The organism is Bdellovibrio sp. NC01 (assembly GCF_006874625.1).
Taxonomy (GTDB): domain Bacteria; phylum Bdellovibrionota; class Bdellovibrionia; order Bdellovibrionales; family Bdellovibrionaceae; genus Bdellovibrio.
Genome location: NZ_CP030034.1, coordinates 2,395,548 through 2,409,028 on the forward strand (window position 1 = coordinate 2,395,548; position 13,481 = coordinate 2,409,028).

Below are 13,481 nucleotides of genomic sequence, written 5' to 3' on the forward strand. Positions count from 1 at the left end.
GCATGGATAAAAATGAATTGCAAATTACGGATACGGTTGTTGGCGCTGGCGTTCAAATCGTCAAAGGCGCGTTGGTCATTTGTCATTATGAAGGCCGCCTGGAAGATGGAACGATTTTCGATTCTTCGTACAAACACGGTCGCCCATTTCAATTTGTGATTGGTTCAGGCAAAGTGATCAAAGGCTGGGATCAAGGCCTTATGGGCGCACGAGAAGGCGGCAAAAGGCATCTGTTTGTGCCAGCGGCACTGGGTTACCAAGAAAGACAAAAGGGGCTTATTCCGCCCCATTCGAATTTGCTTTTTGATGTTGAGATTATTGAAGTTCGTCCGCGCGAATAATTATAGCAACAACGACAAGACGTTCGCCATTTCTGCCATACGTTGAGTCGTTTTGTTCTTCGCTCCCAAACAAGAAGCTTGAACTTGCGAACCACCCTTGGCAGAAATTTTCATGTGCGAAGTCGGACAAGATTTCGCACTCGTTTTAGGCAAGGCCACAATCTTCGCTGATTCCGCAGTCAAAAAGTTATAATTTTTCTCTGACAAATTGCCGGTATTAGATCTGCCATTCTGAGCGGCCGAAAAATACTTTCCTTGCTTATCTGACCACACATAAAACTCTGTCAGTTTATCCCCGTACTTTACTTCAAACTTAAAGCCCCCCACTGCGGGCACGCTTGTCGGCGCACGTAATGGCTTTTTAATCGGCTTTGCAAACACACTAGATGCTAACAATGAAAAGATCGCGATAGAGATTAATTTTTTCATTATTGAACTCCTCCGTTTGAAGTCGCAGGACTTGTTGTTGCCGGGTCACCGTGTGCTGGAAATGTCATTTGCACGCGACCTTTTGGAGCTGCCGTTTTCTGAGCCATCGCATCTGGATTAGTTGCATCACAGTAAACTCGAGTATTCGATGGTGAACAACCCATTTTCTGTCTGACAATTGGATTTTGCAATACACCCGCATTCACACGTGTCGGAACGCTTGGATGCTCATCCCACAGTGCTGCTGGTTGATTCGGTGCTGAACACGCCGTTCTAAATACGTTTGTGACACCGTTTTGCCATTGTGTCTTCGTCAGGTTCGGATGGTTCTTTGTGATATACGCAGCCATCACCTCCGTACCAAACCAATCAGCAACCGCTTCACCAATCTGATCGTTTTCACACATGCTTGCAGCCACGGATTCTTTCGAAGATTCCGCCGCTTTACTTGGCGGTAAATCTTTGTGAACCGCATTCATAGATTTTTCTGAACGCAAACAAGAAATCAAACCTGTGATTGGATATTCTTTTTCTTTTTCAGCCAAAGGCTTAAATGACGAATAAGTGATACCAACACCTTCTGGCGCCGTCGAAAGCCCACAGGGATCAATACTATGAGCCAACTCATGCGCGATAAACATCGACATTCCAAATTCAGAAAGATTGTCGCCTAAAAAACCTTTGCATACAGTAAAGCTTTGTTCTGTCGGGCTATAGAAAGCATTGGGCATAAACGTTTCGCTGACACCAGCAACACCCATGATTGAACAGTCCGTACCGCCGAAGCGAATGCCTTTAACTTTATCCATCATCAACTGTTTTTTATCTTCAGCAATTGGCAGCTCAGAAATTTTCTTAACTAAAAGAGATTTAACGTCAGGGAAGATTTTATCTTGAATCAATTTTGTTGAACGCGTGCTCACACTGTTATCATTAACCGCTTTCATGCCGTCCCCGATGATATCGCGGAAGCCCTTATCGCTCATCACGTACATCATATTTTGCATATCAGCTGTCATACCGTAATTAGTGCCATAAGGACTGGTTTGTTGACCCGTTCCCGGTTGCCCAGTTTGCGCGCCACCCGTCGTTGGTTGACCACCATCGCCCATCATGCCGCCATAACCACCGCCATATCCGCCACCTGCACCGTAAACACCGTAGATCATTTGCGGATTCATCGATTTTTTCGCAAGCTCCACGAGCCCCGTGACGATATTGTCTTCACAAGCTTTCTGATTGGCGGCTTCTTTCGCCTGACAATCCGGAGAAATATCTAAGCCCAATCCCGCGGAAGCAACACGCTTGAAGTAAGTATTATTTTTTAAGTAAGCTTGAATTTCTGACTGAAGTTTTGGTTCAACTTTTTTCAAACTCTCTGCGGCTTTGTCGGCTGCTTCTGTAAATGCATCCGACTTCAACGTCACGGTACCTGTGCCGTCGTTGTAACTGCCAGGAGTACAAGTTAATTTCGCAGCATCCTCACAAAGAGGACTGTCTGCCGCCCCTGCTTGAAGTCCTAACCCCAAGCCCATCGCCAAAACCAGAGATATGTGTTTCATATGATGAGGATATCGAGAAAGAATTGATCACTCACCAGATTTTCTGAAATCTGATGAAACAGGACCTAAGATAGATATAAAAAAAGAGCCTTCCGAAGAAAGCTCTCGTTTTTGTTTCAGTTTGCTTGGCTAAGAAAATGTCTAGCGAGGCGTTGGAATATAACCGTCGACATAGACAGCGTACACTTGCGACTCTGTATCGCCGTGGAATTCTTTAAAGCTAACAGCAATATTCCACTTGCCCGGTTGGGCGAAATGCATTGTCCCGCACACACGACCGGGAACAGTTGCTTGGCAACGATCTAAATAACCGTTCATTGGATTCATCGTCGTTTCGAATTTTGTTCCTGGCAGATAATAACTGACTTCAACCCACGTATTTTCACGTTCAACGAGTTCATGAGTTTGTGAGTCGCGAACTTCCACACGAATGGGCTGAGCAAAACGACTGCTTGTCGCAGGAATATCAATAGACAAAAGCAAAGCACCGTTACGAACGAAGAATTCATAGTGATCTGCAAAGGCGAGTTGTGCCGACATCAACGTAAGAAAAAAGACGATCATTTTCATGGCCCGAGTCATAGCCTACTTCCCCTATAGAAGAAAGTAATAAACTTCGGCATCGAACATTAAATCTAAGCAGGATTATCAATAAACTTTGACTGTACAGGGACGTTCCATTGAATAAAAACTATACTCCACGAGGTCACCCGCACGTTATGAAGACGATCTTATCTTATCTATTGCTTTTAAGCTTCACCGCGAGCCCGCCAGCCTTCGCAGAAACGCCGCCAAAGCCGACTAAAGAGCTGCATTTAATTACCGGCGAAAGCCCTCCTTACATGTCAGAGTCTATGAAAGATCAAGGGGCTGCTGTTTGGGCTCTTCGTAAAATTTTCGCGAAAATGGGTTATACGCTGGTGATTGATTTTGCTCCGTGGACCCGCGCAAAAATCACGGCCGCCAAATCTGATACCATCGATGGTTTCTTCCCCTATTCCGATCAGGACGTTCCAAATTTTATTTACTCCGACATCGTTTCTGAAACCCCATGGGTCATCATACAACGTAAAGACAAACCCATTCACTGGAGCAAATTCAGTGACCTGTCACCTTATACGGCAGGCAATGTCGTTGGCATTGAACTCCGTCCCGGGATTAAAGAGTTGTACGAGGCAAAGAAACTAAACATTGAAACAACAACGAGCGATGTTTCCAACTTGTTGAAGCTTGCAAACAAACGCGTTGATATGATCTTTATGGATGCCACCGTTTTTCAATACTCCATGGCCAAAGAAAAAGAGCTGCAACCGTATCGCGGTAAATTGGAAATCAATGCCAAACCGATTCTGGTTAACAAGTACGGCATTGCTTTAAAGAACACGCCTCGCAACGCCGCCATCATGAAAGAATTCAATCGCCACGTAAATCCCCAGGAATTTGCGAAAGACGTCGAGTCCTATTTGACTCACGGAAATCAACACCCCTAACATATGAAGGATGCACTTCAATAAAGCCCTTTTTTATTTTACGTTGGAAGCCTTGATCTTATTGGCTTTTATTTCTGTTGGGCTTTTTGTTTTGGGGTTCATTCTGAATTGGACTTCCAGCAAATTTCGTTCGAACATCTCTGCCGTCATTGGCCCGAAAGCTTTTGTGATTCTGTTCGGCCCCGGCATTATGATTCACGAACTCAGCCACTTGTTAGCGGCGTGGTTGTTTTTTTATAAAATCGAAGATGTGCGTTTTCTTGATATCAGCGGTAAAAACGGCTCGCACGGACATGTGACAGCAAGCCCGCGTCCAGCGCCGAATTTTTGGTTGTTGTATATTCCAAAACTTTGGCAAGCGATGGGCAATCTGTTCATTGGTATCGCGCCGTTAGTTATTGGGCCGGCATTGCTTCTGACGTATTTTTATTTTGTGATTCCAGGTGGCCGCGCGTTTTTGCACGATCCTTCATTCCACGGACTTCCATCATGGGGCTGGCACTTTGGAATTTGGTTGTATTTGTTATTTGCGACGATCTTCAACGTTGAACTTAGTTCCGCAGATTTAAAAGGCACATGGCATGGCTTTGCCTTCGTCGTTTTAGCCGTTGCCCTTGTTGCATTGGTGTCAGCACAAGTGAAACCACAATTGCTTACAAACGGAGTTCCTCGTCGTTATTGGGCGAGCGTCGGTCTTGGCAAAGTCGCCGACTTTAACGCCAAACTTCGTAATACGAAAAACTCAACAACACCATCACAACAACAATAAGCTTAATTTCCTCATTGTAACTGCTCGATCCAGAATCAAGATGCTAAAAACTTCTCTTCCCCATTCAAAGCAGGAGAAACTCATGAAGCATCTACTGGTGATTGCCTTGTTATCTTTTTCTAATTTCGCTTTCGCACTCCAAGAACAGGCGGATCGCAATTGTTTAATCGTATTGCGTGAGGCGGCCTTAAAAAACTGTGTGAATGGTCGTTGCACAATGCAGATCACGGTCGATGTGAAAGAAGACTGGGCTCGCTATACTCCTTACATGTTGTTTAAAACTCAAGGCGCGCCCGAAAATCATATTCTTTCTGATTTTGGCGCGGTGGGCGTTGTGAAGCCAGGCTATGTGCGCTTCGTAAGTCTGTCGCCAACTCGCTTTGTGACGGCTATGGCACCTACTGAAATCATTCCTTATCTGTATACGTCGTTCGGCAATTACTATGATCACAATGTGAATCAAGATTTATTTTCGAATTACGTGATCACACCAGATGTTCCATATCTGGCTTCACAAAGTGTTTGTAACTAGTCATTGACAGCACCAAGTGCGATTGAAACCATAAAGGAGGAGGCTCCTTTGAAAACATTCGCACTTGCAATTCTGGTTTCACTTCTAAATTCATCTGCCTTTGCGGCTCATACTTTTTCTCCAGACCCGACGCAGTTCTGCAACGGCAATAGCTGTTCTGAACCGATGCTTGCGATTATTGAAGACTATAAACAAGGCACAGCCCAGTTTGCGCAAGCGGATCTTTCTGCCTACAGCGGCAAATGCTTTCATTTGAATTCAATGTACAATCCTGATTATGCCCACTTTGGCGCTTTTGTATTTCAAAAGTCAGCACCACTTTACATCATGGGCATTTTTGGTTTCTTTTATGAATCCGATCCTTATGCGGGCTTAACTCCCGAAGAAACGAAAAGTGAGTTGATCTTGCGCGGCTCTAAAGGTGCCGAAGGTATTTTAGAACCAGATCATGCAGAACTTGCTTATGTGGGCGAGAAATCGGAATTGCGTTATTGGTTTAGAAATTCGGCCGACCAAAATTCAATGCTCGTCATTGGTCGTCAAGCAGACGGCAACGCTGGCATGTCATCGTTGCTATTCTGCCGCATGCTAAAACACTAGTAGCGAATATCGTAGCGCTTACAGATCTTTTTAATTGTGCCGCGCTTTTCGAGTCTTAGATAAGCGCTTTGCAATCGAGCGATCAAATCTTGGTCGCTTGTTTTCGAAAGACCAAACGTTCTTTCTCCCCCAGCGAACAATGGATATACCTTTTCTAGTTTCAAATCCCGAACAAATGGATCGGTGTCTTTCATCAACTGCAGTGTATATCTTAGAACTTCTTCATCCATCGCAATGTAATCCATGCGGTGACCTGCAAGTTTTCGCACCAACATACGATCATCCACAGTTTCATCAGGAATCGCAGAAATATCGCGCAAGTCTTTATCCCAAGAATAGCCGCGCACAATACCAACAAGCTTGCCCTTAAAATCCTGCTTTTTTAGAGCGTGTGTCTTGTCAGTCTTTAAAGAATAAATCCAAATAGAACGCGGAAAACGCGGTCCGACCCATGCAAACTGCTTGTTACGTTCCGGATTAATACCCATCGGGAAAAGCATAACATTCGTGCCTTCACTGGCCATGCGATAGGCACGCTTCCATGGCACAAAGTTAATTTGCACGTCACTTATCTTTGGCAACTTACCGTCGTTTTCAAGCTCTTTCAGAACTTCCTGAATGATGTCGACCATGACCCCTGACGGCTGTCCGTTTTTTAGATAGCTAAATGGAGGAAAATCCGAAGTGACAACTGAAAATGGAGGATCATATTTAACGACGGCAAAAGCGATTTCTTGTTTAGAAAAAACAGAAAACAAACCGAAAAATGCAGAAGTATACAGGATTTTTCTTAACAAGCTCATACGGGGGAACCTAGCGGATGAGAATGGAACACGCAACTTACAAACAATTATTGTAAATACTGTAAATCTTAGATAGGTTCGCCCCATGGAAGAAACATCAAGTTACCAGGAACGCAGAAAACAAGCCCTAGGACTTTTATTCATCCTAGGAGCCGTTCTTTTAGGAATCGTCGGAATCATCATCTGCACTTATTTATTTTTAGTGCGTGAAGTTTAGATTTCTACGAACTTTCTTTGTTCGTAGTTAAACTCAAGCATACGACCCTGTTCTAATTCAAAGAACCAACCGTAGATTTTCAAGCCATGATTTTGCATACGCTCTTGAATAAATGGGAAGCTCATCAAATTTTCCATTGAAATCAAGACTGCTTTTTTAGCGCAGGCATCCAACTGCACTTTCTCTGGCGCATTTGGCAGTTCACGCAAAACTTCAATCTTTGCTTCTTTCGCGATATCAACCCACGATGAAATAAAGCTATCAGTACGGCTTGTATTGCCTTTTAAAAGAGCGTTAATACCGCCACACTGCTCGTGACCGATCACAATGATGTTTTCAACCTTCAAGCCATTCACCGCGAACTCAATCGCCGAACTGACCCCGTGGAATCCACCGCCAACTTCGTAAGGAGGAACCAAGTTCGCCACGTTACGAATCACGAAGATATCACCAGGATTTGCTTGTGTTAAAAGAGCTGGATCGACACGCGAGTCACTGCAACCAATAATCAAAGTTTTTGGAGACTGACCTTCTGTGCTGAGTTGATGATACAACTCTGTATCTTTAAGGAAGTACTTCGTACGAAATTTATGAAAGCCGCTTACGAGCTTATTGACTTCATCAGACATAATTTTCCCTCACTTCTGTTATAACTCATGAGGAATTCACTGTTGATAAAATAGTGCGATTTTTGCCGGGGCGTGTTGTCGCCCCGACATTGTTTACTTAAGAGTCTATTTCTCAACCGGTTGAAGCTGAGATAGCGGATGATGCTCTTCAATTGTGCGAGTCATCGTATTTGTCGTCACGTTCGTGTAAATCTGAGTCGTCTGGATACTTGCGTGCCCCAACAACATTTGAATCGAACGCAAGTCAGCACCGCCTTCAAGCAACGCTGTCGCGCAACCATGACGGAATCTGTGCGGATTCACCGGCTCTGCGAAACCTGCGCGCAAAGACCACGCCGCCAACCATCTCCACACGTCAACACGTGATGGACGATGACCGCGATCGTTAATCAAAATACTTGGTGAGTTTTCTTTAAGCAAAGTGCCACGTGAATCCTTCAAGTATTTCGTTAACTCTTCTGCTAACTTTTCAGTCAAAGGCACCAAACGTTCTTTGCTGCCTTTACCTAATACTTTAATCCAACGGTCTGTCGCATTAAAATCAGTCACATTCAAAGCGATAAGCTCTGACACACGACAACCCAATCCGTACAAGAACAACAACGTCAATTGATTACGTGCTGTCTTTACAGGGTCATTCACTTCAGCTGCATCAAAAAGTTGCTGGAACTCTTGCGGAGTCAAAACTTTCGGAAGACCTACTTTTACTTTAGGTGGTTTTAGTTCACGAAGCTCTGGGCATTTCTGACCACGCGATTCGCAGAACTTAAAGTACGTGCGTAAAGAAGAAATCACGCGCGCTTGTGAACGCGTTGAAAGTTTATGTTTTTTCATAAACTCATAAAAGCCGCTCACTGATTTATTTGTTTTTGAGTATTCGATGTAAAGTTCCAAATCACGACGATAAGCCATCACCGTATTCTGGGAACGTCCTCGCACATTCTGAAGTTCATCAAAGAAGTCGATCCAAAGAGGTAATTCCATATAACCATTAGACCCAGACTTTCCTCTAAGCGCAACAGATATTATGGACTATAAAAGAAGAAACCCCGAGTTATGAACTCAGGGTTTCGGTGTTTTGTTTTTAGTTTTTCTTTAAGAATTAGTTCAAAGTATCAGAGAAAGCATTCGAGCAAGGAATACCATTTACACTTGTGATGTAAAGTGAACCGAACAAACGAGTTCTTTGCGTCATCGCATCTTTATAAAGAACGCCACCACGAAGAGACATTCTGATTTGCACACCATTTGTCGTGATCAAATCAGGAAGCTCGATTGAACCCAAAGACATTTGACCGATCGAAGCTGTTTGCACAGTGTAGCTGCCTGCTGGAATCGCACATTGACCTGTCGCTGGATCTGCTGCCATCTGAGACAATGTGAAAGTTCCTGATACTGCAACTGGGCCCGTATACAAATTGTAAGATGAACTTGCACCTGGAACGAACGTCGATCCATTTACAATAAGTTGCATATTAACAAGATTTGCGATGCGAGTTGCGTTGCTAGCGTTAAACACGTCAATCGCAGTGCCATTTCCTAAAGATGTTACGCAAGTTGCACAATTTGCACCCCAAAGGTAATTGCTATTGTTGCTATCGCCACCTTTATTTCCACAAGCAGCCATCGTGAAGATAAGTGCTAATGTTGCTACTGCTCTGCCGAAAAGTTTTGTAGAAAAACTTAAAGTCTTTTTGTTAAGCGTTTCCATAATTCTCTCCAAGTAACTCTTTTCTAGTGTTTTAGTTCGTTTTTAAAATTCTTTATCCGTTTATCTATCTATTATTGGAACACTGCTGATTTGCTCATGTAAGAGAATGTTCCCAATTTTCTGTAACCATCTGGTACCAAAGAAGTCTTGTTGATGATCGCTGAAGAGCGGCAGTTGTATGGACCATCATAAATGAACCAGCATTTTCTGTATGGCGATTGAGTCGCATAAGATTGTGCAAAGTTCTTGTAGTAGATTGAACCAGAGATCACATTAGCGCCACCTTGAGCGTCACCACCAGATACACTTACATATTTATCAACGATCACTACGATCGATCCGTAAGAATCTTGGAAGAAACCAGAGAACACCGGACCAGAAGAAGACGAATACCAGTAGTTGAATTGCGCTTCTGGAGTGTCGTTATCTTTCAAAGTCTTGATCGATACGTTGTTACCTGTGCCTGCAGTGAAAGTACCGTTGTATGTGTAGCCAGTATCTGTATAAGAGATCTGAACTGTACCACCGTAACGATTGCTTCCGTTGTTTTGCAAGTTCATCGTCACTTTAAAGTTAGTCGGCGCATTCAATGGATGTGTTGCTACGTAAGAGTTGAACTCTTGCAAAGACACTGGAGTGAATGCTGCTGAGTTTGTGTAACCAGAAGCTGATGAAGATGAATCAGTAGAGTCTGGTGCAAGTGGAGTTACGCCAGTTGCTGTATTCCCATCTACGACTGCCGTAGAGTCGCTAGCTTGCAATTGATTCTTGCTGCAACCAACTCCCATCAAGGAGATACCAGCTAGAAGGATCATAAGCTTAGTGTTGAGATTTTTCATAACAGCCTCTCTTCTTATTAAGTGGTGCACCGTTAGTGGTCACCTCTCGTATGGATACTATTGCTATGCGTATGCCAAGTCAGAAAAAACGGCGTAAGTTGTGGTTTTATATAGGAAATCCCAGGTATTCTCAGAGCGAAACAGAGGGGTGCTTATCGTCTAAACCTTGTGGAGGGTGCGCAAAAGGGGCACCACTGTCTCAAAAAGCTAGACCAAAACTTCGACAAAAAAAGAAATATTTAAGAATTTTCATCGTTTTACCGAAATGGGACTTGTATCAAAACTTTGACATTTTTTATAAGGATAAAGCCATGACAGTAACAGCAACGAACGTAATTATCTTGGGCGCAGTGTTCATGTTTGCAGCCCGAGTCTTTATGGGATTCTAAAAAAAGAATTTCAGACCTTGAATTAAAAAGGCGCTTGCACAGCGCCTTTTTTTATTTCTAGAATTTGCCGTGCAAGTAAACCATTCCTTGAACTTTCTTTTCGGGCCCGCCCATCACAGGTGTGACAGGACCGATAACTCCGAACGGCTGAATTTGCGTTCCTTTTGTGTAACTAACATTGAAGCCGACATCGAGCATCTTGTTTAATTGCTTATTCCAATCAATGCCCACTGAAGTTGTTGGAACCGTGTCATAGAACGGATCTTTGCTTTTATTTGAAACGATCTTGCCAAGGTCCGCAGCAATCGTAAACGTGCCTAACTTTTCTGTCGGCAAAACGGCTTTGATAGAATTCTTCACCGCCACTGCGGAATTAACGTTCACACCTTCTAAGAAATAAACGTCGGCGCCAACTACCAAGTAGGCTTCTTTTTTATCGGGCTTACTTGTATCGTAAACGATACCAACACGGTCATATGTCGTTTGCATTTTAGGACGGTGTTTTTGTTCGATTTCAACAGGGATGAAACCCCATGTACGATCAGCCGAAGCTTTAAGATTTAAATCTTTCCACTCATGCTCCACACCAGCTTTTACTTCTGTACGAGTTCCCGCTGTTGTTGTTTTTGTTTGATCGCCACCTTTGGGTTTGAAATCCAAATTCACAGAATTGATTTCAATCTTCCCTGTCGTATCATTCACACGCGCTGTTCCTTTGATGTTACCACCAAAGAAGAACGTATTGCGCTCGCCTTGTTTGTAAGTATCAGACCACGCATCAAAACCAGGAGCCGATAAGCGAAGTGCACCACCGTAAGCTTCCGAAGTCACTTTCACTTCATCAATCATACGATCTTTAAATTCTTTTTTATATTCACCACGAGTTGCAAGACCGGCAGCATCCAGTTGGTATGTGCCTTCATCGGTGTTCACACGGCTGCTTAGCATGAAGCCTTTTATATTTTCAGTGCCCATTTGCAGCGCCAACGTCTTTTCATGTTCGCCGATTTTTACAGTTGCAACCGAAGCGTCCGGTTTAAAACCAGCAACACCTTTGATTTGGTTTTCTACCCATTGCGCCGTTGCAGGTACGTATTCGTGCAACTTTCCAGGACGAGATTCAACATAAGTTTGACCGTGCAAGACACCTAAAACTTTTGTTGAAACATCGACTGCCGATTGCAAAGTTTTTTGGCGCGTGTTGTACACTTGCGAATAATTCTGCACATAGTATTCGCCCGTTTTGGGATCACGGAAATGCAAGATCGCATGACCGCCGGCATTGTCTTTATCTAAGTTCTGCTGCCATTGACCGGTATGGCGACCGACGGCCTCGAAGCCTAAGTTTTTTGCGACTTCACCAAGAAGTTTATGAATATCACCACACACGCCACCTTCACTGCCCGCTTTCACGGCGTTCATGTAAACCGAGTTGATGTCTTTATTTTCTTTTCCCGTAGAGCTATAGCCGCTGGATAAGCGACTGCCCACCATACTTAGAAGTAATAGCTTTTCTTCGTGCTGTAAGTTCTTGCCTTGACCATTGACGACTTTCAACGCGTCCGTCAGATTTTTCTGATTCAGAAAATCAGAATAGACTCCCCACACTTTTGTCATTTGGCTTTGTGATAAATTTAAATCGCTGGGATTTTTGAAAACGACATCTAGCTCTTTACCCACAGGCTTTGTATCGACGAAAAAGTTCGCATCAATCCAATGAGCGTCCTGTGGTTTAATCGCTTTTGCAATGGCATCGACCGCAGTATTTAATTTGGCTGCTGTACCGCCCCCGGCTTCGGAACAATTCAGACAGGCGCCATCGGCTTCTGTCGCAAAAGAATGAGTTGAGCTTGCAAATAGTGATGTTAGGACGATGATGCTTAAGTATTTCATTGGAATACTTATCGGGACACTTAGGGAAACGCACGATCTACTTAAGTCGAGCTAATGGATAATAATGGGTCAGAATTTCCTTAAACGTTGCTCCACGAGTTCCCAGAACTCGACTTCCCCACTGGCAAAGCCCGACCCCATGACCGAAGCCTTTGCCATTGAATAACAATTGCCCCGCTTCGACTTTCAAATCAAAAGCCGTACTACGCAATTCCTGAAAGCCCAAGATCTGACGGAATTCATTCGCAGAGAAAGACTTGGAAGTTCCGTCATTCAACGCCACACGCACTTCCTGCACGCGATTGTCGGCCTTAGACTTCACCAATACCATGCTGGTGAAGCTTGCAACATTCAGACGTTTCGCCATGTTCTCTTTACTGATTTTGAAATTCCAAATCGAGTGCGGTCCCGTTGGGCAGGAGCTATCCACTGCAACCCCCGCATCAACGCCACCTTGCCATACATTTTTGGCAGTCGTCGTGCGACCACCACAATCGGAATGATAGAACGCTTTTAGCACATGACGATCAGGGCCGATCAACTTCATGCCTTCTGTTTCTTTAACGGCTTGAATTGCTTTCTTAAGTTTCAACTCTGCTTCTTCATCACCTAAAACATGACGGAAGACTTGATCCATCACGCTGCTTTCAACGTGATAAGCGCGATCTTTACGTTCACTCATCACCGCCAAAGTATAAGATCGAATCGCAACCGCTTGTGCTTTCAAAGTTTCAAGTGGCCATGACGACGGCATTTCACTTGAAAGAACACCGATCACGTATTCATCCAAAGGCAAAACACCAACAACATCCACTTTTGATGAGCCGCTACTTGAAAGCAAAACTTTATCTGGCAATGTTTGCGTACCGATACGCATTGATTCGCCTTGAATAACGAAATACTTTTCCGCAAAAAGATGTTCGTAATCTTGGCTGTTGATTTTTAAACCCCAAAAGTTCTTACCATCTTTTTGTAACAGACGGATTTCAGCTTGATTGTTCATGGGGATGGAAACTTGTTGAATGGCTTGTGACAGACTTTGGAATTTAAGACCGACACCAGAAACTTTTATTTTCTTTCCAGCGGTCATTAAGCGAACACGAACAAGATCAGGATGCAGTTGCGCGGATTGAGCGTCCGATAACGACAAAATAAAAACGCTCAAAAAACCAATAAACGCCCACAAAATTCGCAAAATCGCTTCCCCATCCCTAGAGTTTTACCTTAGCTTGCGCTAACGAAAAAAAAGGCAGAGCGATCCGTGCTCTGCCTTTAGA

At 43.8% G+C, this 13,481-nt stretch carries 17 protein-coding genes; 7 read left to right on the plus strand and 10 right to left on the minus strand.

Annotated features, from left to right (window positions below; all coding sequences use genetic code 11):
* The first annotated feature begins 2 nt into the window (after nucleotides 1–2).
* Nucleotides 3–341, plus strand: coding sequence for an FKBP-type peptidyl-prolyl cis-trans isomerase (locus DOE51_RS11555; protein ID WP_142696726.1), 339 nt, complete (start codon nucleotides 3–5; stop codon nucleotides 339–341).
* Here the strand turns inward: DOE51_RS11555 and DOE51_RS11560 are convergent, their stop codons facing one another.
* The 3 genes from DOE51_RS11560 to DOE51_RS11570 form a co-directional block, all read right to left on the minus strand.
* Nucleotides 342–770 (minus strand): hypothetical protein, encoded by a 429-nt coding sequence (locus DOE51_RS11560; RefSeq protein ID WP_142696727.1) that lies wholly within the window; start codon nucleotides 768–770, stop codon nucleotides 342–344.
* Nucleotides 770–2,332 (minus strand): hypothetical protein, encoded by a 1,563-nt coding sequence (locus DOE51_RS11565; RefSeq protein ID WP_142696728.1) that lies wholly within the window; start codon nucleotides 2,330–2,332, stop codon nucleotides 770–772. Before DOE51_RS11565 ends, DOE51_RS11560 begins: the two co-directional genes overlap by 1 nt.
* Nucleotides 2,333–2,473: 141 nt before the next feature.
* Nucleotides 2,474–2,902 (minus strand): hypothetical protein, encoded by a 429-nt coding sequence (locus tag DOE51_RS11570; RefSeq protein ID WP_142696729.1) that lies wholly within the window; start codon nucleotides 2,900–2,902, stop codon nucleotides 2,474–2,476.
* A 149-nt stretch (nucleotides 2,903–3,051) separates the two neighbouring features.
* Here DOE51_RS11570 and DOE51_RS11575 point away from each other — a divergent pair, with 149 nt between their 5' ends.
* The 4 genes from DOE51_RS11575 (at nucleotide 3,052) to DOE51_RS11590 (ending at nucleotide 5,723) form a co-directional block, all read left to right on the plus strand.
* Nucleotides 3,052–3,822, plus strand: coding sequence for an ABC transporter substrate-binding protein (locus tag DOE51_RS11575; RefSeq protein ID WP_142696730.1), 771 nt, complete (start codon nucleotides 3,052–3,054; stop codon nucleotides 3,820–3,822).
* Between the two features lie 10 nt (nucleotides 3,823–3,832).
* Complete coding sequence (locus DOE51_RS11580) at nucleotides 3,833–4,591, plus strand: hypothetical protein (protein WP_142696731.1); 759 nt, start codon at nucleotides 3,833–3,835, stop codon at nucleotides 4,589–4,591.
* An 82-nt stretch (nucleotides 4,592–4,673) separates the two neighbouring features.
* Nucleotides 4,674–5,123: a hypothetical protein gene (locus DOE51_RS11585; protein ID WP_142696732.1), complete on the plus strand. Its 450-nt coding sequence runs from the start codon at nucleotides 4,674–4,676 to the stop codon at nucleotides 5,121–5,123.
* A gap of 48 nt (nucleotides 5,124–5,171) precedes the next feature.
* On the plus strand, nucleotides 5,172–5,723 hold the full coding sequence (locus DOE51_RS11590; RefSeq protein WP_142696733.1) for a hypothetical protein: 552 nt from the start codon (nucleotides 5,172–5,174) through the stop codon (nucleotides 5,721–5,723).
* On the opposite strand, the gene DOE51_RS11595 is transcribed toward DOE51_RS11590, so the two are convergent.
* Nucleotides 5,720–6,526: an ABC transporter substrate-binding protein gene (locus DOE51_RS11595; RefSeq protein ID WP_168196442.1), complete on the minus strand. Its 807-nt coding sequence runs from the start codon at nucleotides 6,524–6,526 to the stop codon at nucleotides 5,720–5,722. The genes DOE51_RS11590 and DOE51_RS11595 overlap by 4 nt on opposite strands.
* A gap of 85 nt (nucleotides 6,527–6,611) precedes the next feature.
* Here DOE51_RS11595 and DOE51_RS19370 point away from each other — a divergent pair, with 85 nt between their 5' ends.
* Nucleotides 6,612–6,743, plus strand: a complete 132-nt coding sequence (locus DOE51_RS19370) for a hypothetical protein (RefSeq protein ID WP_256373168.1) — start codon at nucleotides 6,612–6,614, stop codon at nucleotides 6,741–6,743.
* Here the strand turns inward: DOE51_RS19370 and DOE51_RS11600 are convergent.
* From DOE51_RS11600 to DOE51_RS11615, 4 genes are all read right to left on the minus strand, one after another.
* Nucleotides 6,740–7,372, minus strand: coding sequence for a carbonic anhydrase (locus DOE51_RS11600; RefSeq protein ID WP_142696735.1), 633 nt, complete (start codon nucleotides 7,370–7,372; stop codon nucleotides 6,740–6,742). The genes DOE51_RS19370 and DOE51_RS11600 overlap by 4 nt on opposite strands.
* Before the next feature lie 105 nt (nucleotides 7,373–7,477).
* On the minus strand, nucleotides 7,478–8,356 hold the full coding sequence (locus DOE51_RS11605) for a site-specific tyrosine recombinase (protein ID WP_142696736.1): 879 nt from the start codon (nucleotides 8,354–8,356) through the stop codon (nucleotides 7,478–7,480).
* 118 nt (nucleotides 8,357–8,474) lie between these two features.
* Entirely contained in the window at nucleotides 8,475–9,083 is a 609-nt protein-coding gene (locus DOE51_RS11610) for a hypothetical protein (RefSeq protein ID WP_142696737.1), read from the minus strand.
* Between the two features lie 71 nt (nucleotides 9,084–9,154).
* Nucleotides 9,155–9,922 carry a hypothetical protein gene (locus tag DOE51_RS11615; RefSeq protein ID WP_142696738.1) on the minus strand — a complete coding sequence of 256 codons (768 nt, stop codon included), beginning with the start codon at nucleotides 9,920–9,922 and terminating at the stop codon, nucleotides 9,155–9,157.
* Nucleotides 9,923–9,972: 50 nt separating this feature from the next.
* On the opposite strand from DOE51_RS11615, the gene DOE51_RS19240 reads away from it, so the two are divergent.
* The gene (locus DOE51_RS19240; protein ID WP_142696739.1) at nucleotides 9,973–10,311 is read left to right on the plus strand and encodes a hypothetical protein; all 339 of its coding nucleotides are present in this window, start codon (nucleotides 9,973–9,975) and stop codon (nucleotides 10,309–10,311) included.
* A 57-nt stretch (nucleotides 10,312–10,368) separates the two neighbouring features.
* Here the strand turns inward: DOE51_RS19240 and DOE51_RS11625 are convergent, their stop codons facing one another.
* Both DOE51_RS11625 and DOE51_RS11630 read right to left on the minus strand, forming a co-directional pair.
* Nucleotides 10,369–12,204 (minus strand): hypothetical protein, encoded by a 1,836-nt coding sequence (locus DOE51_RS11625; protein ID WP_142696740.1) that lies wholly within the window; start codon nucleotides 12,202–12,204, stop codon nucleotides 10,369–10,371.
* Between the two features lie 37 nt (nucleotides 12,205–12,241).
* The gene (locus DOE51_RS11630; RefSeq protein WP_246845046.1) at nucleotides 12,242–13,369 is read right to left on the minus strand and encodes a SpoIID/LytB domain-containing protein; all 1,128 of its coding nucleotides are present in this window, start codon (nucleotides 13,367–13,369) and stop codon (nucleotides 12,242–12,244) included.
* Between the last annotated feature and the right edge of the window lie 112 nt (nucleotides 13,370–13,481).

What these genes read in the sequence shown, in the direction of transcription:
- DOE51_RS11555 (WP_142696726.1), top strand. Translation starts at nt 3, where the DNA reads ATGGATAAAAATGAATTGCAAATTACGGATACGGTTGTTGGCGCTGGC.
- DOE51_RS11560 (WP_142696727.1), bottom strand. Translation starts at nt 770, where the DNA reads ATGAAAAAATTAATCTCTATCGCGATCTTTTCATTGTTAGCATCTAGT.
- DOE51_RS11565 (WP_142696728.1), bottom strand. Translation starts at nt 2,332, where the DNA reads ATGAAACACATATCTCTGGTTTTGGCGATGGGCTTGGGGTTAGGACTT.
- DOE51_RS11570 (WP_142696729.1), bottom strand. Translation starts at nt 2,902, where the DNA reads ATGAAAATGATCGTCTTTTTTCTTACGTTGATGTCGGCACAACTCGCC.
- DOE51_RS11575 (WP_142696730.1), top strand. Translation starts at nt 3,052, where the DNA reads ATGAAGACGATCTTATCTTATCTATTGCTTTTAAGCTTCACCGCGAGC.
- DOE51_RS11580 (WP_142696731.1), top strand. Translation starts at nt 3,833, where the DNA reads ATGCACTTCAATAAAGCCCTTTTTTATTTTACGTTGGAAGCCTTGATC.
- DOE51_RS11585 (WP_142696732.1), top strand. Translation starts at nt 4,674, where the DNA reads ATGAAGCATCTACTGGTGATTGCCTTGTTATCTTTTTCTAATTTCGCT.
- DOE51_RS11595 (WP_168196442.1), bottom strand. Translation starts at nt 6,526, where the DNA reads ATGAGCTTGTTAAGAAAAATCCTGTATACTTCTGCATTTTTCGGTTTG.
- DOE51_RS19370 (WP_256373168.1), top strand. Translation starts at nt 6,612, where the DNA reads ATGGAAGAAACATCAAGTTACCAGGAACGCAGAAAACAAGCCCTAGGA.
- DOE51_RS11600 (WP_142696735.1), bottom strand. Translation starts at nt 7,372, where the DNA reads ATGTCTGATGAAGTCAATAAGCTCGTAAGCGGCTTTCATAAATTTCGT.
- DOE51_RS11605 (WP_142696736.1), bottom strand. Translation starts at nt 8,356, where the DNA reads ATGGAATTACCTCTTTGGATCGACTTCTTTGATGAACTTCAGAATGTG.
- DOE51_RS11610 (WP_142696737.1), bottom strand. Translation starts at nt 9,083, where the DNA reads ATGGAAACGCTTAACAAAAAGACTTTAAGTTTTTCTACAAAACTTTTC.
- DOE51_RS11615 (WP_142696738.1), bottom strand. Translation starts at nt 9,922, where the DNA reads ATGAAAAATCTCAACACTAAGCTTATGATCCTTCTAGCTGGTATCTCC.
- DOE51_RS19240 (WP_142696739.1), top strand. Translation starts at nt 9,973, where the DNA reads ATGGATACTATTGCTATGCGTATGCCAAGTCAGAAAAAACGGCGTAAG.
- DOE51_RS11625 (WP_142696740.1), bottom strand. Translation starts at nt 12,204, where the DNA reads ATGAAATACTTAAGCATCATCGTCCTAACATCACTATTTGCAAGCTCA.